Below are 24,457 nucleotides of genomic sequence, written 5' to 3' on the forward strand. Positions count from 1 at the left end.
CAGGGCGCGCGGCCCGGTTCCCGGTCGGGACGCGCCGCCCCGTTCCCGGCGGGGACGCGCCGACGTCTCCCGGTCAGGAGGCGCGCGCCGTCTCCCGGAGAGCCGTCGGCATCACCTGGGTGAAGACGTCGTCGTAGCTGTGCACCTCGTCCGTCCCGGAGAGCAGATACGCCTGCGCCTCGCCCACATGGAAGTACATGCCGTGCAGCGTGAGCGTGCCCTCGGCGAGCCTCCGCGCCACCGGCTCGTACGCCCGCAGGTGATCCAGCTGCTGGACCACATTGGTCAGACAGAGCTGCTCGACCGCGTCGGCCGGAAGCCGCCCGGAGATCCGGGCCCAGGCGTGGCGCCGGCTCGCCATCCGCTCCAGGCTCGGCCGGCCGTGGCGCAGCCAGCGGCGGAGCGGGGTCGGCGGGTCGTCGGGACCGCCGTTCAGCAGGGCCTGCATCGCGCCGCAGCCGGAGTGGCCGCAGACGGTGATCGACTCGACCCGCAGCACCTCCACCGCGTACTCGATCGCCGCGGCCACCGAGTCGTCGCCGCTCTCCTCGCCCGGGAGGGGGACGAGGTTGCCGACGTTGCGCACGGTGAAGAGGTCGCCGGGGCCGCTCGATGTGATCATGCTGGTCACCAGGCGGGAGTCGGCGCAGGTCAGGAAGAGCTGCGAGGGGGTCTGCCCCTCCCGCGCGAGCCGGGCGAGCTCGTCCCGCACGAGCGGGGCCGTGTTCCGCTGGAACTTGCCGATGCCGCTGGCCAGATGGAGGCCCGTCGTGCGCCGGGGTTCGAGGGGTGCCGCGGTCTCCTCGGGCCCGCCGGTCCCGTCCGCCGTCGGCTGTTCCCCGCACTGGTGGTTGTGCCACGGGGTCCAGGGGCGGCAGCAGATGTGTGCGGCGGAGGCCGAGGCGGTGGAGGCCGGCGGCTCGGCGATCCGGGCGCCGGACGGGCCGGTCGTCTCGACCGTGCCGCCGTGGGCGAGATGCCCCGCGGTCCAGTCGCTCAGCGTCTCGTAGGCGGCGTGGTCCATGAAGGATCCGTCCAGTTCGACCACCACGTCGGAACCGTGGGGCAGTTGGTGCAGGGCCCGGCTCAGCCGGGGGACGGCGAGAAAGGTCAACTGGCCTCGTACGTGCAACAGCTGGCGCCCGTCCCGCTCCTCGCGGGTGATCCGGGTGCGGGTGAGCCGGTGCAGGGCGACCGCGATGGCCACGGCGATCCCGAGGGCGACGCCCTCCAGGATGCCGACGAGGACGACTCCGGTCACCGTCACGACGTAGACGACGACCTCGCGGTGCCGGGTGACGGTACGGATGTGGGTGATGCTGACCATCTGGATGCCCACCACCATGACCAGGGCGGCGAGGGCGGGCAGCGGGATCAGGTCGAGCACGGGGACGAGCAGCAGGGCCGCGAGCACGATCCACAGGCCGTGCAGCATCGTGGAGGCGCGGGACACCGCGCCTGCCGAGACATTGGCGACGCTGCGGACCGCGACCCCGGCGACCGGGAGCCCGCCGAGCGCCCCGGAGACCACGTTGGCCGCGCCCTGGCCGGCGAGCTCGCGGTCGAGGGCGGAGCGCGGGACGCCGTGGCCGCCGTCCGGACGGTTCGCGACCAGCTTGTCGACCGCCACGGCGGAGAGCAGTGACTGCACGCTGGTGACCAGGGTGATCGTGAGGACACCGGCCGCGATGCCGAGCACCGGGCCCTCGGGCAGGCCCGGCAGCGCGTGACTGCTCCAGGACGGCAGGTCGACACGGGGGACGGCGAGCCCGGCGAAGGCCGCCACCGCCGTCGCCCCGGCCACCGCGACGAGCGCGGCGGGAACCTTCCGTACGAGCTGCCCGGCGCGGCCCGGAAGCTTGGGCCAGCACAGCAGTACGGCCACGGTGAGGGCGCTGATGGCGAGTGCCGCCGGATGGATGTCCGCCAACTGGGAGGGCAGGGCCAGGACGTTGTCGACGGCGGAGCTCTGGGGGGTGCTGCCGAGCACGATGTGGAGCTGGGCGAGGGCGATGGTGACGCCGATGCCGGCCAGCATGCCGTGCACGATCGCGGGCGAGACGGCGAGCGCCGAGCGGGCCACCCGGAGGGCGGACAGGCCGAGCTGGGCGAGACCGGCCAGCACGGTGATGGCGCAGGTGGTGCGCCAGCCGTAGAGGTGGATGAGCTCGGCGGTCACCACGGTGAGGCCGGCCGCGGGGCCGCTCACCTGGAGCGGGGAGCCGCCGAAGCGGCCGGCGACCAGGCCGCCGACGGCGGCGGCGACCAGGCCGGACTGGAGCGGGGCTCCGGTGGCGAGCGCGATGCCGAGCGAGAGCGGCAGGGCGATCAGGAAGACAGCGACGGAGGCGGACAGATCGGCCCCGGCGACGCGGAAGCGGCGGGGCCGCTCCGGCGGGCTGTGGGGCCGCTGGACGCGGGGTCGGGTGGTGGTGCGGTCGGGGGTGCAGAGGGTCATTCCCGTCTCCTCCGGGCAGCGCGGTCGCGGTTCGTGCGGGACGAACGTGGGGGCTCGCGGCCGTGGGTCACGGCATGCAGCGGCGGGATTCCCGACGGGATCCCGCCAGGGGCGAGGATCAACGCTCGGTAAATGGATCGTAATGGAGAGTAAAGTCTCCGGCATTATTTTCGGGGCAAACAGGGCAATGATTCACCGGTTCCGGTGAAGGGCGAACGGATTGCCGCTTGTCGTTTCATCTCTCCGGTCGTCGCGGTGCGACGTTGACGCCGCTCGCACGGAACCGAGGAGAGGTGGGCGGATGACAGCCGCCGGGAGAAGGACCACTGCCCAGAGGAAGGCACTCGCCGCCGGTGCCCTCACCGTCGCCCTGATCACCGGCCTCGCCGGCTGCTCGGGCTCCGACGGCGGCGCCACGAAGGCCGCGCCGGGCGGCGCGGGCGCCAAGAAGCCACCGGCCGCCGCCCCGCCGAACGCCGTCCGCCTGATCGGCGACGGCTCCACCGCCTACACCGGCGCCCAGCCCCGCCAGCCCGTCTGGCAGAAGCTCAAGCCGGGCGAGACCCCGCCGCAGTTCGTCGTCTTCTCGTGGGACGGCGCGGGCGAGGACAGCCAGAAGCTCTTCTCCCACTTCCGCGAGGTCGGCAAGAAGTACGACGCCACCATGACGTACTTCCTCAGCGGCGTGTACCTGCTGCCCGAGGAGAAGCGGGAGCTCTACGACCCGCCGCAGCACAGCACCGGGCGCTCCGACATCGGCTTCAACGACACCGAGGGCATCCGTGCCACCGTCCGCGAACTCCGCGGGGCGTGGCAGGACGGCAACGAGATCGGCACCCACTTCAACGGGCACTTCTGCGGCGCCGACGGCGGTGTCGGGACCTGGTCCGTCGAGGAGTGGAAGAGCGAGATCAAGCAGGCCAAGTCCTTCGTCAAGAACTGGAAGACCAACTCGGGGCTGCGCGCCGAGCAGCCGCTGCCCTTCGACTACGACAAGGAGCTCGTCGGCGCCCGCACCCCCTGCCTCGAAGGCCGGACGAACTTCGTCCAGGCGGCGGCCCAGCTGGGCTTCCGCTACGACACGAGCGGCGTCAACGACCAGATCTGGCCCAAGAAGGACCTCGGCGTCTGGGACCTGTCGCTCCAGCTCGTGCCGGTCCCGGGCCGTGCCTTCCAGACGCTGTCCATGGACTACAACTTCCTGGTCAACCAGTCCCCGGGCACGACACAGGGCGACCCGTCCCAGCGCGAGTACTGGGGCGACCAGATGCGGGACGGCCTGGTGCAGGCCTTCGAGCGCTCCTACCGGGGCAACCGCGCGCCGCTCATCATCGGCAACCACTTCGAGTCCTGGAACGGCGGCACGTACATGCGGGCCGTCGAGGAGACCATCGCCACGGTCTGCGTGCAGAAGGACGTCAAGTGCGTCTCCTTCCGCCAGCTCGCCGACTGGCTCGACGCCCAGGACCCGGACGTCGTCGCCAAGATGCGCACCCTGAAGGTCGGCGAGGCCCCGCCGGCCGGCTGGAAGACCTTCCTCGCCCCCCAGCCGGCGGCTCCGGCGGCCTCCGCGGCCCCCGCGGGCGCCCCGGCGGCACGCGCCGGGCAGGCCGCACGGCACTGAGCCGTTCGGCGGTGAGCCCCGCCCGGGGTTCGTGGTGCCGCGTCGGACTCCGTCCGCCGTTCGGTGGCCGGGCCGTCAGCCGAGCCGGGCGGTCAGCGGCTCGCCCAGCGTGAACCCGGGGTCGACCTGCGCCGCCAGGTCGGCCCCGGTCTTGGCGTTGCCCCAGCTCTCCGCGTTGCGCAGGTGGAAGTGGACCATCTGGCGCGTGTAGCGCTCCCAGTCGCGGTCGGCGTACGAGTCGTCCGCCGCGTCCTGGAGGGCCTGGAGGGACATCCGGTTCTCCGCCTCCAGGAGCTCGAAGCGCGGCGGGTGGCCCTTCTCCATCGCGCGGACCCAGTCCGAATGGCCCACCGTCACGAGCAGGTCCTCGCCGACCTCCGCGCGCAGGAAGTCGAGGTCGTCCTGGCCCTGCACCTTGTTGCCGACGACCTTGAGCGCGACGCCGAAGTCCCGCGCGTACTCCTTGTACTGACGGTAGACCGATACGCCCTTGCGGGTCGGCTCGGCGACCAGGAAGGTCATGTCGAAGCGGGTGAAGAGGCCGGAGGCGAAGGAGTCCGAGCCCGCGGTCATGTCGACGACCACGTACTCGTCGGCCCCGTCGACCAGGTGGTTGAGGCAGAGCTCCACCGCGCCGACCTTCGAGTGGTAGCAGGAGACCCCGAGGTCCGACTCCGTGAAGGGGCCGGTCGCCATCAGACGGATCTCGCCGTCGTCGAGCGGGACCGTCCGCGCGCACGCCTCGTACACCGGGTTCTCCTCGCGGACCCGCAGCAGCCGCGAACCCTCCCCGGGCGGCGTCGTCTTGATCATGGTGTCGGCGGAGGCGATCCGCGGGTTGCTGCCCCGCAGGTACTCCTTGATGAGCGGCAGGTGCGCGCCCATCGCGGGCAGCGCGGCGGCCTCCGCCTCGGGCAGGCCGAGCGCGGCGCCCAGGTGCTGGTTGATGTCGGCGTCGACGGCTACGACCGGGGCTTCGTTGGCGGCGAGGTGGCGGATGAAGAGCGAGGACAGCGTGGTCTTGCCGCTGCCGCCCTTCCCCACGAAAGCGATCTTCATGTTCACCTAGGGTAGTGGCATGAACGCGGCGCGTGGTCGCGATGCGTGAAGAAGACCACTCCATCGTGGGGTGGGCCCCGGGGGCGCGTAGCCTCCCTACTTATGAGTACGCACGCCTCTGACCCCTTGGCCGCCCTCGGCTCCCTGCCGGGCGTCGCCGACGCGGTGGACTCCGTACGCAAGGCCGTCGACCGGGTCTACGGCCACCGCGTGATGCGCCGCCGCAGCAACGAGATCTCCTCCGAGGCGGCCCTGCGCGGCGCGCGCGGCTCGGCCGCCCTGTCGGGCGCCGACTGGGCCCTCGAAGAGGTTCGCCGGCGCAGCGACTTCAGCGCCGACCCCGAGGCCCGCACCGTCGGCGCCGCCCTGCGGCTGGGCTCCGAGGCCGGGCAGCTGCTCTCCATCTGGCGTCAGTCGCCGCTGCGCGTCCTCGCCAGGCTCCACCTGGTCGCCGCGGGCGATCCGGGGGAGTCGGTGGGGCGGCCCCGGCTGGACGGCGAGACCGTCGACGAACCGCTGGTCACCGCCCCGGTCCCGACGCCCGCCGAGGTCGCGGGACGACTCGACGGCCTGGCGGAGCTGATTGTCGCGGGCGGCGAGGCCCCGGCGCTGGTGACGGCCGCAGTGGTCCACGGCGAACTCCTCGCGCTGCGCCCCTTCACCTCGTACAACGGCCTGATCGCGCGGGCGGCGGAGCGGATCGCGCTGGTCGGCAGCGGTCTCGACCCCAAGGCGATCTGTCCGGCGGAGGTCGGTCACGCGGAGCAGGGCCGGGCCGCGTACCTCGCTGCGTTCGAGGGGTACCTGTCGGGGACCCCCGAAGGTGTGGGCGGCTGGATCGCGCACTGCGGGCGCTCGGTCGAGCTGGGTGTCCGTGAGTCGACGGCCGTGTGCGAGGCGCTTCAGCGCGGCGCGGCCTGAGGGCCGACAGTCGCGGCCGGGAGAAGGATTCCGGCGGAGAGACAACGAATCCGGGCCCCTCGCGGGGCCCGGAACGGGTTGCGGCGGCACCAGTTCTGGTACCGCCGCTGGCACGTCTACCCAGTTACCATGCGTCCTCGAATATGTGCCCATCAGGCCGGGAACTTTGCCCGTGGCCTGGTGCGGCTGGCCCGTAATCGACGGGTCGACGTCGCGTGGGTGCTCGGTTTCTGTGCTAGGTCCGTGGGGCCTTCATGCTCAACAGGTGATCCTCTCGGATGTCCTCGGTCTCGCGGGCCTGATTCCTTTCTACTCCTGTCGGAGTAGAAGCGAAAGTGCTGGCTCCACTTCTCTGCTCATCGCTCAAATTCGGGCAAAGTCATCCGCGAGCCGTGTGGGCGAGTGCGGCATGCCGTCGCCGGGCGGCGTACCAGACGAGTCCGGCCCCCACGGCCGCCGCACCCACGGCCGCCGCCGCGACGAGAGTGGGCCGGGGCGGCATCCGGAATTCGGGCAGTCGCTGCTTGAGCCGTACCGGCTTCTCGAAGGCGAGAACCGGCCATTCCCGCGCCACGGCCTCCCGGCGCAGCGCCCGGTCCGGATTGACCGCGTACGGATGTCCGACGGCCTCCAGCATCGGGATGTCGGTCGCCGAGTCGCTGTACGCGAAACAGCGCGAGAGGTCGTAGCCCTCCGACTGCGCGAGCTCCCGGACGGCCTCGGCCTTCGTCGGCCCGTAGGCGTAGTACTCCACCTCACCGGTGAAGCAGCCGTCCTCGCCGACCACCATCCGGGTGGCGACGACCCGGTCGGCGCCGAGCATCTCCCCGATCGGTTCGACGACCTCGGCGCCGGAGGTCGAGACGATCACGACATCGCGGCCGGCGGCGTGGTGCTCCTCGATGAGGGAGGCGGCCTCGTCATAGATGATCGGGTCGATCAGATCGTGAAGGGTCTCGGCGACGAGCTCCTTCACCTGGGCCACGTTCCAGCCTTTGCAGAGCGCGGAAAGATATTCACGCATCCGCTCCATCTGGTCGTGATCGGCCCCACCTGCCAGGAAGACGAACTGGATGTACGCCGTCCGCAGGGCGGCGCGGCGGCTGATCAGTCCTCCCCGGTAGAAGGACTTGCTGAAGGTCAGCGTCGAAGACTTCGCAATGACCGTCTTGTCCAGGTCAAAGAAGGCGGCTGTGCGCGGCAAGGAGTGGTTTTCCACAAGCCTGAGCATAGGTGCCCGCCATTCGGCGTACGCTCGGGCGCGTGGGTTTGCCTGAGAAGGCCCTCGGGTACACCATGGAAGTCACGGATCGTTCGCGACCGTGCTAACCCGGTCCGACTCCTCCCCCCCCGAGTCGGCCGGAGAGACGACCCCCGCTCTCCCCCCCGGCGGGGGTCGTCGCATGTCCGGAGCCGTTTTGGCGCTGTGGGACATCGTCCGCTCCCTTCCTTCCGGCCGTCGGCCGCGCTTCGGCCCGAACTCCGCCCGACCCTCGATTCATCACTCACGGTAACCGTGAGGCTGCGTTCCGGGCAGTCCCCGGAGGGGTGACGAAGATATTCACAGGGCTTCGGATATCCACAGTTTTTCGGCAAGATCCCCAGGATTTTCGGTACGGCCCCACGGTGATTCCTGTCGCGAAGTTCGCGAACGGCAGGAATCACCAGAGGGGCGTGCGGCATGGAGACATCCACGACTTCCGGGGCCAGGGGTACGGCACGGGCCTCGGCACCGAGCGGGCTCGAGGCCCCCGGCACCGACGAACCGCGCCGCACGGGGCCGCTGATCGTCACCGAGGACCTCGGGCTGCTCGACGACCTCCTGCGGCTCTGCGCCGCGGCCGGCGTCGAACCCGAGGTGCACCACCGGGTCCCCGAGCGACGGGCGGGCTGGACCGATCCACCGCTCGTCCTGGTCGGCGCCGACGCCGCGGCCCGCTGCCGGGGAGCGGCCCGCAGGCCGGGCACCCTGCTCGTCGGGCGCGAGCCGGAGGACCCGGGGGTGTGGCGGCTGGCCGTCGAGATCGGCGCCGAGAGCGTGCTGCGGCTGCCGGACGCCGAGAGCGTCCTCGTCGACCGCATGGCCGACGCGGCCGAGGGCGTGGGCCGACAGGCGCTGACCGTCGGGATCGTCGGCGGCCGCGGGGGCGCGGGCGCCTCCACCCTGGCCTGCGGCCTCGCGCTCGCCGCCGCCCGCACGGGACGGCGCACCCTGCTGGTCGACGGCGACCCGCTCGGCGGGGGGCTGGACGTGTTGCTCGGGGGCGAGCGCCAGGAGGGCAGACGCTGGCCCGACTTCGCCGCCTCGAAGGGCCGGCTGGCCGGCGGCGCCCTCGAGGAGTCCCTGCCGTCCGTGCGGGGAGTCCGGGTGCTCAGCTGGGGCAGGGAGCCCGCGGCGCCCGTCCCGCCCGATGCCGTGCGATCCGTGCTCGCCGCGGCCCGCCGCCGCGGCGGGGTCGTGGTGGTCGACCTGCCGCGAGGAGCGGACGCGGCGGTCGGCGAGGCGCTGGCCCAGCTCGATCTCGGACTGCTGGTCGTGCCGGGCGAGTTGAGGGCCGTCGCGGCCGCCCACCGGGTGGCCTCGACCCTTTCCGTGGGGGTGCGCGACCTGCGGGCCGTGGTCCGTGGGCCGTACGCGGCCGGGCTCGACGAGCGGTGGGTCGCCGACGCGCTGCGACTGCCTCTGGCCGGTGAACTCCCCTACGACCCGGGGATCGTGGCGGACCAGGACGCGGGTGTGCCGCCGGGTGCGGAGCCGCGCGGGCCGCTCGGCCGGTTCTGCGACGCCTTCTGGGCCCACGCGCTCGCCTCCGGCGGTGCGGCATGACGGGGGGCGCGGGGTTCGGCGGCGCGGGGGCCGGTGGCGCGGGGCTGCTCGACGCCGTGCGCCAGCGGCTCGCGGCCAGCGGGGCCGAGCCCACCCCGGCCCGGGTCGCGGCGGCACTGCGGGCCCAGGGCAGGCTGCTCGGGGACGCGGAAGTGCTCGGGGCCGCCGAGGAATTGAGGTGCGAACTCATCGGCACCGGCCCGCTCGAACCCCTGCTCGCCGACCCCGCCGTCACCGACGTCCTGGTCTCGGCACCCGACCGGGTGTGGGTGGACCGCGGCGCCGGACTCGAACGGGCCCCGGTGTCCTTCCCCGACGCCGCCGCCGTGCGCAGGCTCGCCCAACGGCTCGCGGCGGTGGCCGGCCGCAGACTCGACGACGCCCGTCCCTGGGTGGACGCGCGGCTCCCCGACGGCACCCGGATGCACGCGGTGCTGCCGCCGGTGGCCGTCGGCTCGACCTGTCTGTCGCTGCGGGTGGTGCGTCCGCGCGCCTTCACCCTGGAGGAACTCACGACGGCCGGCACGGTGCCGCCGGACGGCGCCCCGATCCTGCGCGCGCTGATCGACGCCCGGGTGTCGTACCTGGTCAGCGGCGGAACGGGGACGGGGAAGACGACGCTGCTCGCCTCCCTGCTCGGCCTGGTGGGGGAGCGGGAGCGGATCGTCCTCGCCGAGGACTCGGCGGAACTGCGGCCGGACCACCCGCACGTGGTCCGCCTGGAGGCCAGGCCGGCGAACCAGGAGGGTGCCGGCCTCGTGACCCTGCGGGACCTGGTCCGGCAGGCGCTGCGGATGCGGCCGGACCGGCTGGTGGTCGGCGAGGTCAGGGGTCCGGAGGCGGTGGATCTGCTCGCCGCTCTCAACACCGGCCACGAAGGCGGCTCGGGGACGGTCCACGCCAACACCGCGGCGGACGTACCGGCACGGCTAGAAGCCCTGGGGACGGCGGCCGGGCTCGACCGGGCCGCCCTGCACAGCCAGTTGGGAGCCGGTCTGTCGGTGGTGGTCCATCTGGCGCGGGACCGGGACGGGCGGCGGCGGATCGCCGAGGTGCACGTCCTGGAGCGGGACCGGGACGGCCTGGTGCGGACGGTTCCCGCGCTGCGGTGGGGCGCGTCCGGGTTCGCGCGGGAGCGGGGCTGGGAGCGGCTGAGGTCGTTGATCGGAGGGGGATCGTGATGACGGCGGAGCCGGTGCCGGTGGGTTCGGTGGTCCATGGGGCGGCGCTGCTCTGCGCGGTGCTCTCGGTGTGGTGGGCGGTCGAGCGGCGGCGCGAGGAGGGAAGGGCGCGGGCGGTGCTCGCGGGCCGGGGTCCCGACGCGGGCCGCGGTCGCTCGGTGCCGTGGGCGGTGGTGGCCGCGCGGTGGTGGGCCGTGGCGCGGAAGCGGCGGGCGTGGCTGTGTCTCCCGGTGGCGGGGGTTCTCGCGCTGCTCGGGGAGTCGCCGCTGCCGTTGGTGGCGGGGTTGGTCGCGGTACCGCTGGTGCGGCGGCGGCTGCGGGCCGCCGGCCTGCGGAGGGAGAGCGAGGCGCGGGCCGAACGGGTGGTGGCCCTGTGCGGGGCCGTCGTCGGGGAGCTGAGGGCCGGATGGCAGCCCGCGCAGGCCCTGTCCTTCGCGGCCCGGGAGACGGGTGCGCTGGGAAGGGAAGAGGCCGCGGTGCTCGCGGCGGCCCGGTTCGGCGGTGACGTGCCGGAGGCGTTGCGGAGGGCGGCAGGACAGGACGGCGCCGATGGACTCGCCGGCATGGCGGCCTGCTGGCAGGTGGCCGTGGACGGGGGCGCGGGCCTCGCCGCCGGGCTCGACCGGCTCGAAGCGGCGTTGCGGGACCACCGCGAGCAGCGGGAGCGGTTGCGCGCCGAACTGGCCGGTGCCTGGGCGACGGTGGCGGTTCTCGCGGTGCTGCCGCTGGCCGGTGTCGCTCTCGGCGCGGCGCTCGGTGCCGACCCGCTGCGGGTGCTGCTGCACACACCGGCGGGCCTGGGCTGCCTCCTCGTGGGCGGGGCCCTGGAAGCGGCGGGGCTGTGGTGGGCCGCGCGGATCGTCCGGGGAGGGGAGCGGGAGTGATCGAGATCGTGCGGCCCGCGGCACTCGTGGCCCTGGCGGTGGTCTGGTGCGCGCTGGGTGTCCGCGAGGTGGTGCGCGGGCGACGGGCGCGGGGGACGCGACGGCGGTTGAGGAGCCTGCTTCCGGCTCCGGCGCAAAGGCCCCCGAAGGTCCGCTCCGGGCCGCCGCCGTGGGTGGGGCGCCGGGTGGCGGCCCTCGGAGCGGTCGGCCTCGGCTGGGCGCTGTTCGGAGCCGTGGGAGGAGTGGCGGCCGGGGCCCTGGCGGTGGTCGTGGTGAGACGGGGGTCGGCGAAGCGGGCTTCCCCGTCCACCGACGACGAAGAGGCGGTACGGCACCTTCCGCTGGCCGCCGATCTGCTGGCGGCCTGTGCCTCGGCCGGGGCCGGGCCGGGCGAGGCGGCGGAGGCCGTCGGCCGCTCCCTGGGCGGTCCGTTGGGCGAGCGTCTGGCCCGTACGGCGGCGGAGCTGCGGCTCGGCGGTGAACCGGCCGAGGTGTGGCGGAGGTTCGGCGCGTTGCCGGGCGCCGAGGGGTTGGCGCGCTGCATGGAGCGGTCCGGTTCCTCGGGAGCACCCGCGGCGGAGGCCGTCGCACGCCACGCGGCCGGGCTGCGGGCGGCCCGCGCGCGCACGGCGGCGGCCGGGGCACGCAGGGCGCAGGTACTGATCAGCGCGCCCGTGGGCCTCTGCTTCCTGCCCGCCTTCCTGGCGGTGGGGGTGGCCCCGGTGGTGATCGGCCTGGCGACGGGACTCCTGGACGGATGAACGGTCCGGCGCGCCGCGACAGGACGGGACGAAGCGCGCCGCGCAGGGCGAAGCACGACGAGATGCGAAGAGCACAGCAAGCACCAAGAGCACAGCAAGCACGACGAGCACGACGAGACACGACGGACCGAGGAGGTCGGCATGGCAGGCAGGGCGGACATGACGGGCAAGGCAGGCACGACGGGCGGGGCGGCGGTGCGGGACTGGTGGCGGGTGCGGCGGGAGGCCGTGCGCCGCGACGCGGGAATGACCACGTCCGAGTACGCGGTGGGGACGATCGCCGCGGCGGGGTTCGCCGCGGTGCTCTACAAGATCGTGACCAGCGAGGCGGTCTCGGGGGCGCTGGAGTCGGTGATCGGGAAGGCTCTCGATGCGCCGTTCTGACCGGGGTTTCGTGACCGTGGAGGCGGCGATGGTGCTGCCCGTCCTCGCCCTCTTCACGGTGACCCTGCTCTGGGCGCTGGCGGCGGCCGCGGCGCAGATCCGTTGTGTGGACGCGGCGCGGGCCGGGGCGCGGATCGCGGCCCGTGCCGAGCCCGTGGCCGCCGCGGAGGCGGCCGCGCGGGCGGCCGCACCTGAGGGAGCCCGGGTCTCGGTGACGCGGTCGGGGGAGCTGTGGAGGGTGACGGTGGAGGCCGTGGCACCGGGCCCCCGGGGCATGGGGGTGACCTTGAGGGCGGACGCGGCGGCCCTCGCGGAGGACACGGCGCTCGCGGACACGGGCGTGGACGGGGAGGCGTACGCGGGGGCGGCGGGGAGCCGGGACCCCGGGGGGTCGTCGTGACGGCCGGCGCCGAGGACGGCGGCGGGACCCGGATCGGCACCCGGGCCGGCAACCCGGGAGGCGCCGGGCTCCCGGGCGGTGATCGGGTCCGTCGCGGTCCGCGGGCCGATCGGGGGGCGGCGACCGTCTGGGCGGCGTTCGCGGCCTGTGCGCTCTGTGTGGTGTTCGGGGCGGTGCTCGCGCTCGGGCAGGCGGTGGCGGCCCGGCACCGGGCCGGCGGGGCCGCCGATCTGGCGGCGCTCGCCGCGGCCGACCGGGCGCTGTGGGGCGAGGCCGAGGCGTGCGCCGTCGCCTTCCGGGTGGCATCCGCGCAGGGTGCCGAGTTGGTGGGGTGCGCGGTGCGGGGCGAGCTCGCCGAGGTGACCGCCCGGGTCGTACGCGGTCCCTACCGGCCGGAGGTCAGGTCGCGGGCGGGGCCTCCGGAGACGCCGGTTCGGCCGGCGGGGCCTCAGGGGCCTCCCGCAGGATCTCCGTGAGGAGGCGCACCGCGCCGCGCTTGTGGAGCGGGTCGTTGCCGTTGCCGCACTTCGGGGACTGGATGCAGGAGGGGCAGCCCGCCTCGCACTCGCAGGAGGCGATGGCCTCCCGGGTGGCCGTCAGCCAGGCGCGGGCCGTGTGGAAGGCCCGCTCGGCGAAGCCCGCGCCCCCCGGGTGCCCGTCGTACACGAAGACGGTGGGCAGCAGGGTGTCCGGGTGGAGCGGTACGGAGACGCCGCCGATGTCCCAGCGGTCGCAGGTGGCGAAGAGCGGCAGCATGCCGATGGAGGCGTGCTCGGCGGCGTGCAGGGCGCCCCCGAGGATCTCCGGGGTGATCCGGGCGGCGTCGAGCTGGTCCTCGGTCACCGTCCACCACACGGCCCGGGTGCGCAGGGTGCGGGGCGGCAGGTCGAGCTTGGTCTCGCCGAGGACCTCGCCGGTGATCAGACGACGGCGCAGGAAGGAGACGACCTGGTTGGTGACCTCGACGGAGCCGTAGCAGAGCCGGCCGGCTCCCCAGGGGATCTCGGTCTCGGTGTCCAGGACGGCGATGGAGGTGGTGTCGCGGGCGGTGGTGGAGTACGGCGGGACGGCCTCCTCCACGAGGGCCACGGAGTCCTTCAGGTCGAGCTCCCGCACCAGGTAGGTGCGGCCCTGGTGGAGGTGGACGGCGCCCTCGTGGACGGCGGTGTGGGAGGCGGCCTCGTCAACGGTGCCGAGCAGCCTGCCGGTGCCGGACTCCACGATCCGGACGGGGCTTCCGCCGCCGCCCCGGATGTCGGTGAGGTCGGCGGCCCGCTCGCGGCGGGTCCAGTACCAGCCGGTGGAGCGGCGGCGCAGGAGTCCGGCGCTCTCCAGCTGGGGCAGCAGGTCGGGGACGGCCGGGCCGAAGAGGGCCAGGTCGGGTTCGGTCAGCGGGAGCTCCGCGGCGGCGGCGCACAGATGGGGGGCGAGGACGTACGGGTTGTCGGGGTCCAGGACGGTCGATTCGACGGGCTGGTCGAAGATCGCCTCCGGGTGGTGGACCAGGAAGGTGTCCAGGGGGTCGTCGCGGGCGATCAGGACCGCGAGGGCGCCCTCGCCCGAGCGGCCGGCGCGGCCCGCCTGCTGCCAGAGGGAGGCCCGGGTGCCCGGGTAGCCGGCGATCAGGACCGCGTCCAGGCCCGAGACGTCCACGCCCAGCTCCAGGGCGGTCGTGGCGGCCAGGCCGAGGAGCTCGCCGGAGTGCAGGGCCCGTTCCAGGGCCCGGCGCTCCTCGGGCAGGTAGCCGCCGCGGTAGGCGGCGACCCGGCGGGCGAGTGAGCGGTCGGTCTCGGCGAGCCGTTCCTGGGCGATCACCGAGATCAGTTCGGCGCCGCGTCGGGAACGGACGAAGGCGACCGAGCGGACGCCCTGCCGGGTCAGGTCGGTCAGCAGGTCCGCGGTCTCGGCGGTGGCGGTACGGCGTACGGGCGCGCCGCGCTCGCCGTGCAGCTCGGTCAGCGGCGGCTCCCACAGGGCGAAGACCAGCTCGCCGCGCGGGGAGGCGTCGTCGGAGACCTCGGTGACCGGGAGGCCGGTGAGGCGGCCGGCGGCGAGGGCGGGCTCGGCGGAGGTGGCGGAGGCGAGGAGGAAGACCGGCTCGGAGCCGTACCGGGCGCAGATCCGGCGCAGGCGCCGCAGTACCTGGGCGACGTGGGAGCCGAAGACGCCCCGGTAGGTGTGGCACTCGTCGATCACGACGTAGCGCAGGGAGCGCAGGAAGGAGGACCACCTGGGGTGGGAGGGGAGTATGCCCCGGTGCAGCATGTCGGGGTTGGTCAGCACGTAGTTCGCGTACTGGCGGACCCACTCGCGTTCCTCGACCGGGGTGTCGCCGTCGTAGACGGCGGGGCGGATCCGGTTGCCGAGGGGGGCGGCCAGTTCGCGCACGGCGCGCCGCTGGTCGGCCGCGAGGGCCTTGGTGGGCGAGAGGTACAGGGCGGTGGTCCCGCGTCCGTTGGGGGCCTCCGAGCCGTCCAGGAGGGTGCTGAGGACCGGGGCGAGGTAGGCGAGCGACTTGCCCGAGGCGGTGCCGGTGGCGATCACCACGGATTTTCCGTCCAGGGCGTGCTCGGCGGCCTCCGCCTGGTGGGCCCAGGGGTGCTCGATCCCGGCCTCCTGGACCGCCGCGATCACCTCCGGACGGATGCGGTGCGGCCAGACGGCATGACGACCCTCCCGGGCGGGCATGTGCTCCGTATGAGTGATGCGCGCGGCCCGGCTCTCGCCCGAGGAGAGCCGGTCGAGGACCATGCCGGGGGAGGGGCGACTGCCCGTGTCCCCGGCCGGGTGACGGGGGCGCTGATTCTTGGCCATCGGCACCGAGTGTGTCACTGCCATGACGGACAATGCTTCCAAGGCGTCGTGCATGGCTGCTGGTAAGTGATTGAATGCCATCGCGGCTGGCGATCAGTTCCCTGACTCCCGCCCGGGAGACCCAGTGGGAACGATCGTTCGATAGCAAGGTGCTGGAGGATCCGTGGACCTGTCCCTGTCGACTCGCAATGTGTCCGGCGCTGGTGGTGACCGTACGGTCGTCGAGGTCGGTGGCGAGATTGATGTGTATACCGCGCCCAAGCTGCGCGAGCAGTTGGTCGAGTTGGTGAACGACGGCAGCTACCACCTGGTCGTCGACATGGAGGGCGTGGACTTCCTCGACTCCACGGGCCTCGGCGTGCTCGTCGGCGGCCTGAAGCGCGTTCGCGCGCACGAGGGGTCGCTGCGTCTGGTCTGCAACCAGGAGCGCATTCTCAAGATTTTCCGGATCACGGGTCTCACCAAGGTGTTCCCGATCCACACCTCGGTCGACGAGGCCGTCAACGCCGTCGACTGAGCCCAGGGGGTTCGCATGGCCACCGTTGAACTCCGCTTCAGTGCTCAGCCCGAGCACGTCCGTACGGCCCGTCTCGTGGCCGCCGCGGTCGCGCGTCGGGCCGGGGTGGACGAGGCGGTCCTCGACGAGGTGCGTCTCGCCGTCGGCGAGGCGTGTTCCCGTGCGGTCGGGCTGCACCGCAGCAACGACGTCGCCACGCCCATCCGGGTCGTGCTGATCGAGGAGGAGAAACTGTTCTCCATCGAGGTCGGCGACGAGGTCCCGGGCGCGGGGGTCGCGGCGGCGGATGCCGCCGGTGTCCCCGGCGCGCGCGCCTCGGCCCCGGCCGAGGAGTTCGACGACGCCGACGGTGAGGACGAGATGGGGCTCGCGGTGATCCGCGGGCTCGTCGACGACGTCGAGGTGAGCGCCGGCGAGGACGGCGGCACGATCCGGATGAGCTGGCCGGTGAGTTCGGCGGACGTCCTGTCCTGACCCGTACGGGCGAAGCAGGAAGCGCGTTCGGGAAGAGGCCCTGCCCCGCAGGGCCTCTTCCGTATGCGTCGCCGCAGCCTCGCGCCACAGCCCCGCCGCCGCGGCCGGTCTCGGATTGATGCATCCGCGCGGTGGGCCTCCGGCATCCCCGTCTGTGCCGGTTTGCCTCCCTATGATCCGTCCCCATGTACCCCACTTCTCTCGCCGCGGCGGTGCTCACGAGCGGGAACCGGACGATCGTGTACGTCGTCGGCGCCGTCGCTCTCCTCGCGCTGGTCGTCGCACGACTCCTCGTCCGCCAGGTGCTCGCGGCCGGGGAGGGCACCGAGCGGATGAGGGAGATCGCCGCCGCCGTGCAGGAGGGGGCCAACGCCTACCTCGCCCGGCAGCTGCGGACCGTCGCCGTCTTCGCGGTCGTCGTGTTCTTCCTGCTGTTGCTGCTGCCCGCGGACAGCTGGTCGCAGCGCGCCGGACGCTCCTTGTTCTTCCTCGTCGGGGCGCTGTTCTCGGCGGCCACGGGGTACATCGGCATGCGGCTCGCCGTACGGGCCAATGTGCGGGTCGCCGCGGCCGCCAGGGAGGCCACCCCGGCCCCGGGCGAGCCGGAGCGGGATCTGACCGAGGTCGCACACCGGGCGATGCGGATCGCGTTCCGTACGGGCGGCGTCGTCGGCATGTGCACGGTGGGCCTCGGGCTGCTCGGGGCGGCCTGTGTGGTGCTGGTCTACGCCGCCGACGCGCCCAAGGTCCTGGAGGGTTTCGGGCTGGGTGCCGCGCTCATCGCCATGTTCATGCGTGTGGGCGGCGGCATCTTCACCAAGGCCGCCGATGTCGGCGCCGACCTGGTCGGCAAGGTCGAGCAGGGCATCCCCGAGGACGATCCGCGCAACGCGGCCACCATCGCCGACAACGTGGGCGACAACGTCGGCGACTGCGCGGGCATGGCGTCCGACCTCTTCGAGTCGTACGCCGTGACCCTGGTCGCCGCGCTCATCCTCGGCAAGGCGGCCTTCGGCGACCACGGCCTCGCGTTTCCCCTGATCGTGCCCGCGATCGGCGTGATCACCGCCGTGATCGGCATCTTCGCCGTCTCGCCGCGGCGCGGTGACCGCGGCGGGATGAGCGCGATCAACCGCGGATTCCTCGTCTCGGCGGTGATCTCCCTCGCCGGCGTGGCCGTCGCGGCCTTCACCTATCTGCCGTCCTCCTACGCCGAGCTGGCGGGCGTCACCGTTCCGGGGATCCGCGACCACGCCGGCGACCCCCGGGTCCTCGCCCTGGTCGCCGTCGCCCTCGGCATCGTTCTCGCCGCGCTCATCCAGCAGCTCACCGGCTACTTCACCGAGACGAGCCGGCGGCCGGTCAGGGACGTCGGCAAGTCCTCGCTCACCGGCCCGGCGACCGTCGTCCTCGCGGGTGTGGCCCTCGGCATGGAGTCCGCCGTCTACACGGCGCTGCTCATCGGGCTCACCGTGTACGGGGCGTTCCTGCTCGGCGGTGCGTCGATCATGCTCGCGCTGTTCGCGGTCGCCCTCGCCGGAACGGGCCTGCTCACCACCGTCGGTGTGATCGTCGCCATGGACACCTTCGGCCCGGTCGCCGACAACGCCCAGGGCATCGCGGAGATGTCGGGGGACGTCCGGGGCGCGGGAGCCCAGGTCCTCACCGATCTGGACGCCGTCGGCAACACCACGAAGGCCATCACCAAGGGCATCGCCATCGCCACCGCCGTGCTCGCGGCCTCGGCGCTGTTCGGCTCGTACCGGGACGCCATCGCGACCTCGGTCGCCGAGGTCGGCGCGAAGGCCGACGAGCTGACGCTGTCCATGGACATCTCGCAGCCCAACAACCTGTTCGGGATGATTCTCGGCGCGGCCGTCGTCTTCCTCTTCTCGGGACTGGCGATCAACGCCGTCTCCCGTTCGGCCGGATCGGTGGTCTACGAGGTGCGGCGGCAGTTCCGCGAGCACCCGGGGATCATGAACCACACCGAGAAGCCGGAGTACGGGCGGGTCGTCGACATCTGCACCAAGGACGCGCTGCGCGAACTCACCACGCCCGGGCTGCTGGCCGTCCTGGCCCCGATCGCGGTCGGTTTCGCGCTCGGCGTCGGTCCGCTGGGCGCGTATCTCGCCGGGGCGATCGGCACGGGCGCGCTGATGGCGGTCTTCCTCGCCAACTCCGGTGGGGCCTGGGACAACGCGAAGAAACTGGTCGAGGACGGGAACCACGGCGGCAAGGGCAGCGAGGCGCACGAGGCGACCGTCATCGGGGACACGGTCGGCGACCCCTTCAAGGACACCGCCGGTCCGGCCATCAACCCGCTTCTGAAGGTGATGAATCTGGTCGCGCTGCTCATCGCCCCGGCGGTCGTCCGGTTCGGTTACGGGGACGACGCGAGTGCCGGATTGCGGGCCGGGATCGCGGTCTTCGCGCTGCTCGTCGTCATCGCCGCGGTATGGGTCTCCAAAAGGCGTTCGGTGACCGTCGCCTGACGTGGCGTCCGTCTCATTCCCGGGCGCGTCAGGGGTGCGTGAGGCGTCTCTCGCTTGGGTCAAAAGACTGCAATACGGTCTGAATCCGTCGTACGAAAGGTGGAAGTAGCCCGTTCGGCGTGTATGTTCCGGGGCCGAGAGCCTTGGAAGGGACCGATCCGTTGAACAAGAAGCTTGCGGCCGCGCTGTCCGGCGGTGCGGTACTCGTGCTCGCGCTGTCGGGTTGCAGCGACGACGAGGGCGACAAGGTGAACGACTGGGCGAAGACGTTCTGCGACCAGGCGAAGCCTCAGATCCAGAAGCGGGCCGACGCCCACCAGATCATCATCTCGACGGCGGCCGACAGCAAGCCCGCCGAGATCCAGGCCGCCGACTCGAAGGCGTTCCAGGACATCGCCGACGCCGACCGGGCGCTCGCCAAGGCCGTCGAGAGCGCCGGGGCGCCGCCGGTCGAGAACGGCGAGAAGGTCCAGCAGGACGCGATCAAGGAGCTCAACGCGACCGCGGTGGCGTACGAGGGGCTCAAGAAGCAGGTCGACGCGCTGGACCCGACGAACCAGCAGAAGTTCGCGGACGGGCTCCAGAGCGTCGCCGACGGTCTGACCAAGATCGAGAAGATGGACCAGAACGCCCTGTCGAAGCTGGAGGAGGGCGAGCTGGGCCAGGCGATGGCCAAGCAGCCCGGCTGCCAGAAGCCCACCGCCTCGACCCCGCCGAAGGCCTCCGGTTCGGCGGCGCCGAACCCCGGCTCCACCTCCGACTCCTCCGGCAAGGGTTCGGACCCGTCGGATGCCGGGTCGGAGCCCACGGGGAAGGCCTCCACGAAGCCGAGCAAGAAGGCGACGGCGACCAAGAGCGAGTAGGCCGACGCGGGCCGCGCCGATCCCAAGGGCGCGGGCCGCGCGGATTCGGGGCCCGCGCGGATCCCGCGGGCGCCGGCCGGTGTCACGCGGATCCCGCGGGCGCCGGCCGCTCCGATCCCGTGGGCCTCGCGCGGGCCCACCGGCCCGCAGGGCCCCGCCGAGGCGGCGATCGGCCGTCCGTCGCCGGGTCGGCCGCCCGGTTGTCGGTGGCGGCGGTCACAATGGAGCGGTGAGTACGACCAGCCTGCCTCCCCGCCTCCCGGTGCCCGCGCACGCCGCCCGTCTGCGCGAGGCCCTGCTCGCCGCCGACTTCACCGCCGACGGACTGCTCGACCGCCTCGGCGCCCCGGCCTACGCGGCGCTCGCCCGCAGCGAGACCGTGCCCGCCCTGCGCGCCACCCGCGGCGACTCCCCGCTGGAGACCCTCGTCCGGCTCTTCCTGCTCCAGCAGACCGTCGGGCACGAGCGGGCCGCCGCCGCGCTGCCGCTCGCCGAGGCCCTCGCCGACGGCTGGGTGGTCCGCGAGGACGGCACGGTCTCCGCGACGGTCGACGTCCGGCCGTACGGCGGGCCGGACGGCGAGGACTGGTTCATCGTCTCCGACCTGGGCTGCGCCGTCGGCGGAGCCGGAGGCATCGGGAAGAAGGACGAAGGGGTCGTCCTCGGCGTCGGTGGGGCCTCCACCACCCTCGCCGGGATCACGGTCCGTACACCGGTCTCCTCCGCGCTCGACCTCGGCACCGGCTCCGGCATCCAGGCGCTGCACGCCGCCCAGCACGCCACCCTGGTCACCGCCACCGACCTCAACCCGCGGGCCCTGGACTTCACCCGGCTCACGCTCGCGCTCTCCGGGGCGCGGGAGGCCGAGCTGCTCACCGGCTCGCTCTTCGAGCCGGTCGACGGCGACAGGTACGACCTGATCGTCTCCAACCCGCCGTTCGTGATCTCCCCCGGCGCCCGGCTGACCTACCGGGACGGCGGGATGGGCGGCGACGACCTGTGCCGCACGCTGGTGCGGGAGGCCGGCGAGCGGCTCAACGACGGCGGTCACGCCCAGTTCCTCGCCAACTGGCAGCACGTCGAGGGCGAGGAGTGGCAGGACCGGCTGCGGTCCTGGGTGCCCGCCGGCTGCGACGCCTGGATCGTGCAGCGCGAGGTCCAGGACATCACCCAGTACGTGGAGCTCTGGCTCCGGGACAGCGGCGACCACCGCGGTGACCCGGAGGCGTACGAGGAGGCGTACGGGCGCTGGCTCGACGAGTTCGAGGCCCGCAAGACCCGCGCGGTGGGCTTCGGCTGGATCACGATCCGGCGGAACGAGGCGGTGTCCTCCGGCGCCGTCGAGCCCTCGATCGTCGTCGAGGAGTGGCCGCACCCCGTCGAGCAGCCCCTCGGTCCCACCGTCCTCGCCCACTTCGAGCGCCAGGACTATCTGCGCACCCGCGACGACGCCGCGCTGCTCGCCGACCGGTTCGCGCTCGCTCCCGAGGTGGTGCAGGAACAGGTCGGGCTTCCCGGCGCCGAGGACCCCGAGCACGTGGTCCTCCGGCAGAACCGGGGCATGCGGCGGGCCACCAGGGTCGACCACGTCGGCGCCGGGTTCGCCGGAGTCTGCGACGGCACCCTCAGCGCCGGCCGCATCCTCGACGCGATCGGGCAGCTGATGGGTGAGGACCCGGTGATACTGCGGGACCGCACCCCGCAGGCGATCCGGCTGCTCGTGGAGGAGGGCTTCCTGCTGCCCGTCGGCGAGGAGGACTCCGAGGGGAACCCGGGGGAGAACTCCGGGGAGTACCCCGCTTGATACGCATCGAGCTGGACGAGGCCTCGCTCGGGGCGACCCGGATCGCGATCAGCCCGCTGCGGGACGCGTTCTGCTCGATGCACCTCGCGCTGCCGCGTCGGCACCCCTCCTGGCCGTACCAGGAGTGGGTCGGGCAGGCGCGCGAGGTGTGGCGCGAGGACGACCGGCTCCGGCCACTGTGGGACCTGTTCGCCGACGGGCGGTACGAGGTCTCCGACTTCCTGCTGCCCCGGCCCGTCGGCACCGTCCACGTCCAGGAGGAGCTCGACCTGCTGCGGGCCACCGACCCCGCGTTCGTCCGCGAGCAGGTCGCCGTCTGCTACCCCGGCATGGCCGACGCGCCCTTCGTACAGCCGTATCTGAAGGACCCCGAGGCGGCCTGCGCGGCGCTCGCCGACGCGTACGCGGCCTACTGGGAGGGCGCCATCGCGCCGTACTGGCCTACGATGCGGAGACTCGTCGAGGACGAAGTGCTGGTCCGGGCCAGGACGTTCGCGACCGAGGGCGTCGACGCGCTGTTCGCCGGCCTGGAGTCGCGGGCGCGGTGGGACCCGCCCGTCCTCGAACTGACCAAGCACCTCGAAGCCGAGTACGCGGCCGGGGAGCGCCGGCTCGTCCTCGTGCCGCTGGTCTTCGCCGAGGGCTGCCGGCTCTACTCGACGGACGACCCCGAGGTCATGGCGGTCGGCTTCCAGGCCAGGGGCGCCGCCGCCCTGCGCGAACCGCCCGAGCCCACCGCCGAGGACCGGCTCGGTCTGATGCTCGGGCGGGGCCGGGCGGCGGTCCTGCGCGAGCTGGGCGGGCCGCTGACCACAGCCGGGCTCGCCGACCGCCTCGGGCTGGCGCCCAGCACGGTCTCCGAGCATCTGTCGGTGCTGTCGGAGGCCGGTGTGGTCACCCGGCACCGGGTCGGGCGCTCGGTGTACTACCAGCTCACGGACATGGGTCGCTCGCTGCTCGCCCTGCTCGCGGGGGAGGGCGTCCTGCACGCGGTGGCGTAGGTCCCGCGTGGGGCTCGCGACGGCGCAGGACCCCGGGTCCCGGCTCGCGGTGACACAGGACCCCGGGTCCCGGCTCGGCGCGCGCGACGCCGCAGGCCCCGCCGGCCGGCCGTGTCCCGACGATTCGGGGGCTCCCGAATCGATGGCCGGGCCGTCGCGCCGGCTCCTACCGTCCGGCGCATGCTCGCAATCGAGGCGGACGCGCTGCGCCGCACCTACACCAGCAGGACCGGGTGGCCGAAGGCCCGGCGGACCGATACCGAGGCCGTGCGCGGCGTCACCTTCGAGGTGGCGCCGGGGGAGCTGTTCGGCCTCCTCGGGCCCAACGGCGCCGGGAAGACCACCACGATCAAGATGCTCAACACCCTGCTGCTGCCGACCTCCGGCACGGCCCGGGTGTTCGGCCACGACGTGGCCCGCGACCCCGTCGCCGTACGCCGCCGGATCGGGTACGTCTTCGGCGGCGACCGGGGGCTGTACGACCGGCTCTCCGCGCTCGACAACCTGCGCTACTTCGCGGAGCTGTACGGCGTCCCGGCCCGCGAGCAGAAGCGGCGCATCGCCGAACTCCTGGATCTCGTCGGTCTCCTGGGCCGGGAGAAGGAGCGCGTCGAGGGCTACTCGCGCGGCATGCGGCAGCGCCTCCACATCGCCCGCGGTCTGCTCCACCGCCCCGACGTCCTCTTCCTCGACGAGCCGTCCATCGGCGTCGATCCGGTCGCCGCCCGCGATCTGCGCCGGACGGTCGCCGATCTGACGACGGCCGGTACGACCGTGCTCCTCACCACCCACTACATGGCCGAGGCGGACGAGCTCTGCGACCGGATCGCCGTGATCGCGGGCGGCCGGATCCGTGCCCTCGGCACCCCCGACAGCCTCAAGTCCCTCGTCCGGGAACGGGATGTGCTGGAGATCGAGGCGTACGGGGTGGACGAGGAGCGGCTGGACCGCCTGCGGCGGGTACCGGGGGTGCGGGGAGTGTCGGTCGAGGAGCGGGGCGCGCTGCAGACCGTGACGGTGCAGACCGGGCGGGGGGCCGCCGAGTTGCACGGACCGGTCCTGGCGGAGCTCGACGGGGTACGGATCGGACGGGTCACGAGCCGTGAACCGTCGCTGGAGGACGCCTACATCGCGATCGTGGAGGGGGCGGCCGACGGCGCAGCCGCGGCGGGGGCGGTGTCGGGATGAGCGTCGACACGGCCCTCCTGAGGCGCGTTCCGCGGCTGGTCCTCGTCGGGGTGCGGACCCATGTCTCGTACATGTCGCGCTCCCCGATCGAGATCACCTTCGCCGTTCTCGTCCCGCTCGTCTACGCGACCCTCGCCGTCTATCTGTTCCGTGCCGCCGGGGACCCCGACCGGCTGCTCACCGCCTCCGTCGGGGCCGGACTCATGGGCATCTGGGGCTCGGTGCTCTTCGGATCGGGCGGCGCGGTGCAGAACCAGCGCTGGCTCGGCACCCTGGAGAGCCTGGTCGTCGCCCCGACGCCGTTGGCGCTCGTGCTGCTCCCGATCACCCTCGCGACCGCCGTCATCGGCACGTACGCGATGGGCGCGACGGTCCTGTGGGGCGTGCTGCTCTTCGACGTGCCGCTCGACTTCGCGCACCCGCTGCTCTTCCTGGTCGCCGTCCCCGTGTGCGTCCTCGCGCTCGGCATGACCGGGCTGCTGCTCGCCGCCACCTTCGTCCTGCTGCGCAACGCGAACGCGCTGGCCAACCCGCTCGACACCCCCGTCTGGCTGCTGTCCGGGCTCCTCGTGCCCGTCACCGTGCTGCCCGCCTGGACCCATCCGGTCTCCTGGGCGCTGCCCACGACCTGGGGCGCGCGGGCCGTGCACGCGGCGACCTCCGGCGGGGAGGTGCTCGCACCGCTGCTCGCCGCCGCCGCGCTCGGGGCCGGCTACGCGCTGGCCGCCGTCCTCGTCCTCGGGCGGGTGGAGCGCCGGGCGCGCGCCGCCGCCACCCTCGCCCTCACCTGAAAGGCACGCCT

21 protein-coding genes are annotated in these 24,457 nt (G+C 73.4%); 17 read left to right on the top strand and 4 right to left on the bottom strand.

Going from position 1 to position 24,457, the window contains the following annotated elements; translation table 11 throughout:
- Positions 1-73 precede the first annotated feature (73 nt).
- Positions 74-2,458, bottom strand: coding sequence for a SulP family inorganic anion transporter (locus tag IE311_RS14625; RefSeq protein WP_189832101.1), 2,385 nt, complete (start codon positions 2,456-2,458; stop codon positions 74-76).
- Positions 2,459-2,759: 301 nt separating this feature from the next.
- Here IE311_RS14625 and IE311_RS14630 point away from each other — a divergent pair, with 301 nt between their 5' ends.
- The gene (locus IE311_RS14630; protein WP_189832102.1) at positions 2,760-4,082 is read left to right on the top strand and encodes a polysaccharide deacetylase family protein; all 1,323 of its coding nucleotides are present in this window, start codon (positions 2,760-2,762) and stop codon (positions 4,080-4,082) included.
- Between the two features lie 75 nt (positions 4,083-4,157).
- Here the strand turns inward: IE311_RS14630 and IE311_RS14635 are convergent, their stop codons facing one another.
- On the bottom strand, positions 4,158-5,141 hold the full coding sequence (locus tag IE311_RS14635) for an ATP-binding protein (RefSeq protein ID WP_189832103.1): 984 nt from the start codon (positions 5,139-5,141) through the stop codon (positions 4,158-4,160).
- 102 nt (positions 5,142-5,243) lie between these two features.
- On the opposite strand from IE311_RS14635, the gene IE311_RS14640 reads away from it, so the two are divergent.
- Positions 5,244-6,062 carry a Fic family protein gene (locus IE311_RS14640; RefSeq protein WP_189832104.1) on the top strand — a complete coding sequence of 273 codons (819 nt, stop codon included), beginning with the start codon at positions 5,244-5,246 and terminating at the stop codon, positions 6,060-6,062.
- Between the two features lie 379 nt (positions 6,063-6,441).
- Here the strand turns inward: IE311_RS14640 and IE311_RS14645 are convergent, their stop codons facing one another.
- The gene (locus tag IE311_RS14645; protein ID WP_189832105.1) at positions 6,442-7,293 is read right to left on the bottom strand and encodes an HAD family hydrolase; all 852 of its coding nucleotides are present in this window, start codon (positions 7,291-7,293) and stop codon (positions 6,442-6,444) included.
- Positions 7,294-7,743: 450 nt separating this feature from the next.
- Here IE311_RS14645 and ssd point away from each other — a divergent pair, with 450 nt between their 5' ends.
- The 7 genes from ssd to IE311_RS14680 all read left to right on the top strand — a co-directional run bounded on the left by ssd (position 7,744) and on the right by IE311_RS14680 (position 12,975).
- Positions 7,744-8,889, top strand: coding sequence for a septum site-determining protein Ssd (gene ssd, locus IE311_RS14650; RefSeq protein ID WP_229901926.1), 1,146 nt, complete (start codon positions 7,744-7,746; stop codon positions 8,887-8,889).
- Positions 8,886-10,070: a TadA family conjugal transfer-associated ATPase gene (locus IE311_RS14655; protein ID WP_189832106.1), complete on the top strand. Its 1,185-nt coding sequence runs from the start codon at positions 8,886-8,888 to the stop codon at positions 10,068-10,070. The genes ssd and IE311_RS14655 overlap by 4 nt, the downstream gene beginning before the upstream one ends.
- Complete coding sequence (locus tag IE311_RS14660; protein ID WP_189832107.1) at positions 10,070-10,954, top strand: type II secretion system F family protein; 885 nt, start codon at positions 10,070-10,072, stop codon at positions 10,952-10,954. Before IE311_RS14655 ends, IE311_RS14660 begins: the two co-directional genes overlap by 1 nt.
- Positions 10,951-11,715, top strand: coding sequence for a type II secretion system F family protein (locus IE311_RS14665; RefSeq protein WP_194732763.1), 765 nt, complete (start codon positions 10,951-10,953; stop codon positions 11,713-11,715). The genes IE311_RS14660 and IE311_RS14665 overlap by 4 nt, the downstream gene beginning before the upstream one ends.
- Positions 11,716-11,856: 141 nt before the next feature.
- Entirely contained in the window at positions 11,857-12,099 is a 243-nt protein-coding gene (locus IE311_RS14670; protein WP_229901927.1) for a DUF4244 domain-containing protein, read from the top strand.
- Entirely contained in the window at positions 12,086-12,499 is a 414-nt protein-coding gene (locus tag IE311_RS14675) for a TadE family type IV pilus minor pilin (protein ID WP_229901928.1), read from the top strand. The genes IE311_RS14670 and IE311_RS14675 overlap by 14 nt, the downstream gene beginning before the upstream one ends.
- Positions 12,496-12,975 carry an Rv3654c family TadE-like protein gene (locus IE311_RS14680; protein ID WP_229901929.1) on the top strand — a complete coding sequence of 160 codons (480 nt, stop codon included), beginning with the start codon at positions 12,496-12,498 and terminating at the stop codon, positions 12,973-12,975. Before IE311_RS14675 ends, IE311_RS14680 begins: the two co-directional genes overlap by 4 nt.
- Here the strand turns inward: IE311_RS14680 and IE311_RS14685 are convergent.
- A complete protein-coding gene (locus tag IE311_RS14685) occupies positions 12,899-15,394 on the bottom strand; it encodes a DEAD/DEAH box helicase (protein WP_189832108.1) in 2,496 nt (831 codons plus the stop codon). The genes IE311_RS14680 and IE311_RS14685 overlap by 77 nt on opposite strands.
- Before the next feature lie 82 nt (positions 15,395-15,476).
- Between IE311_RS14685 and IE311_RS14690 the strand changes: the two genes are divergently transcribed.
- The 8 genes from IE311_RS14690 (at position 15,477) to IE311_RS14725 (ending at position 24,446) form a co-directional block, all read left to right on the top strand.
- The gene (locus IE311_RS14690; protein ID WP_015034520.1) at positions 15,477-15,830 is read left to right on the top strand and encodes an STAS domain-containing protein; all 354 of its coding nucleotides are present in this window, start codon (positions 15,477-15,479) and stop codon (positions 15,828-15,830) included.
- 15 nt (positions 15,831-15,845) lie between these two features.
- Positions 15,846-16,304 (top strand): ATP-binding protein, encoded by a 459-nt coding sequence (locus IE311_RS14695; RefSeq protein ID WP_189832109.1) that lies wholly within the window; start codon positions 15,846-15,848, stop codon positions 16,302-16,304.
- Positions 16,305-16,489: 185 nt separating this feature from the next.
- The gene (locus IE311_RS14700) at positions 16,490-18,799 is read left to right on the top strand and encodes a sodium-translocating pyrophosphatase (protein ID WP_189832110.1); all 2,310 of its coding nucleotides are present in this window, start codon (positions 16,490-16,492) and stop codon (positions 18,797-18,799) included.
- 161 nt (positions 18,800-18,960) lie between these two features.
- Complete coding sequence (locus IE311_RS14705) at positions 18,961-19,662, top strand: small secreted protein (protein WP_189832111.1); 702 nt, start codon at positions 18,961-18,963, stop codon at positions 19,660-19,662.
- 229 nt (positions 19,663-19,891) lie between these two features.
- Complete coding sequence (locus IE311_RS14710; RefSeq protein WP_189832112.1) at positions 19,892-21,466, top strand: DUF7059 domain-containing protein; 1,575 nt, start codon at positions 19,892-19,894, stop codon at positions 21,464-21,466.
- On the top strand, positions 21,463-22,467 hold the full coding sequence (locus IE311_RS14715; protein ID WP_189832113.1) for an ArsR/SmtB family transcription factor: 1,005 nt from the start codon (positions 21,463-21,465) through the stop codon (positions 22,465-22,467). The genes IE311_RS14710 and IE311_RS14715 overlap by 4 nt, the downstream gene beginning before the upstream one ends.
- Positions 22,468-22,647: 180 nt before the next feature.
- Entirely contained in the window at positions 22,648-23,655 is a 1,008-nt protein-coding gene (locus IE311_RS14720) for an ABC transporter ATP-binding protein (RefSeq protein WP_189832114.1), read from the top strand.
- Positions 23,652-24,446 carry an ABC transporter permease gene (locus tag IE311_RS14725; protein WP_189832115.1) on the top strand — a complete coding sequence of 265 codons (795 nt, stop codon included), beginning with the start codon at positions 23,652-23,654 and terminating at the stop codon, positions 24,444-24,446. Before IE311_RS14720 ends, IE311_RS14725 begins: the two co-directional genes overlap by 4 nt.
- Positions 24,447-24,457: the final 11 nt, after the last annotated feature.

It is taken from the genome of Streptomyces zaomyceticus, assembly GCF_014656215.1.
Lineage (GTDB): Bacteria > Actinomycetota > Actinomycetes > Streptomycetales > Streptomycetaceae > Streptomyces > Streptomyces zaomyceticus.

Bases quoted from the DNA above. Each gene is read 5' to 3' on its own strand.
- IE311_RS14655 (WP_189832106.1), top strand. From the start codon at position 8,886: ATGACGGGGGGCGCGGGGTTCGGCGGCGCGGGGGCCGGTGGCGCGGGG.
- IE311_RS14635 (WP_189832103.1), bottom strand. From the start codon at position 5,141: ATGAAGATCGCTTTCGTGGGGAAGGGCGGCAGCGGCAAGACCACGCTG.
- IE311_RS14725 (WP_189832115.1), top strand. From the start codon at position 23,652: ATGAGCGTCGACACGGCCCTCCTGAGGCGCGTTCCGCGGCTGGTCCTC.
- IE311_RS14720 (WP_189832114.1), top strand. From the start codon at position 22,648: ATGCTCGCAATCGAGGCGGACGCGCTGCGCCGCACCTACACCAGCAGG.
- IE311_RS14685 (WP_189832108.1), bottom strand. From the start codon at position 15,394: ATGGCATTCAATCACTTACCAGCAGCCATGCACGACGCCTTGGAAGCA.
- IE311_RS14645 (WP_189832105.1), bottom strand. From the start codon at position 7,293: ATGCTCAGGCTTGTGGAAAACCACTCCTTGCCGCGCACAGCCGCCTTC.
- IE311_RS14640 (WP_189832104.1), top strand. From the start codon at position 5,244: ATGAGTACGCACGCCTCTGACCCCTTGGCCGCCCTCGGCTCCCTGCCG.
- ssd (WP_229901926.1), top strand. From the start codon at position 7,744: ATGGAGACATCCACGACTTCCGGGGCCAGGGGTACGGCACGGGCCTCG.
- IE311_RS14630 (WP_189832102.1), top strand. From the start codon at position 2,760: ATGACAGCCGCCGGGAGAAGGACCACTGCCCAGAGGAAGGCACTCGCC.
- IE311_RS14695 (WP_189832109.1), top strand. From the start codon at position 15,846: ATGGCCACCGTTGAACTCCGCTTCAGTGCTCAGCCCGAGCACGTCCGT.
- IE311_RS14670 (WP_229901927.1), top strand. From the start codon at position 11,857: ATGGCAGGCAGGGCGGACATGACGGGCAAGGCAGGCACGACGGGCGGG.
- IE311_RS14700 (WP_189832110.1), top strand. From the start codon at position 16,490: ATGTACCCCACTTCTCTCGCCGCGGCGGTGCTCACGAGCGGGAACCGG.
- IE311_RS14660 (WP_189832107.1), top strand. From the start codon at position 10,070: ATGACGGCGGAGCCGGTGCCGGTGGGTTCGGTGGTCCATGGGGCGGCG.
- IE311_RS14675 (WP_229901928.1), top strand. From the start codon at position 12,086: ATGCGCCGTTCTGACCGGGGTTTCGTGACCGTGGAGGCGGCGATGGTG.
- IE311_RS14625 (WP_189832101.1), bottom strand. From the start codon at position 2,458: ATGACCCTCTGCACCCCCGACCGCACCACCACCCGACCCCGCGTCCAG.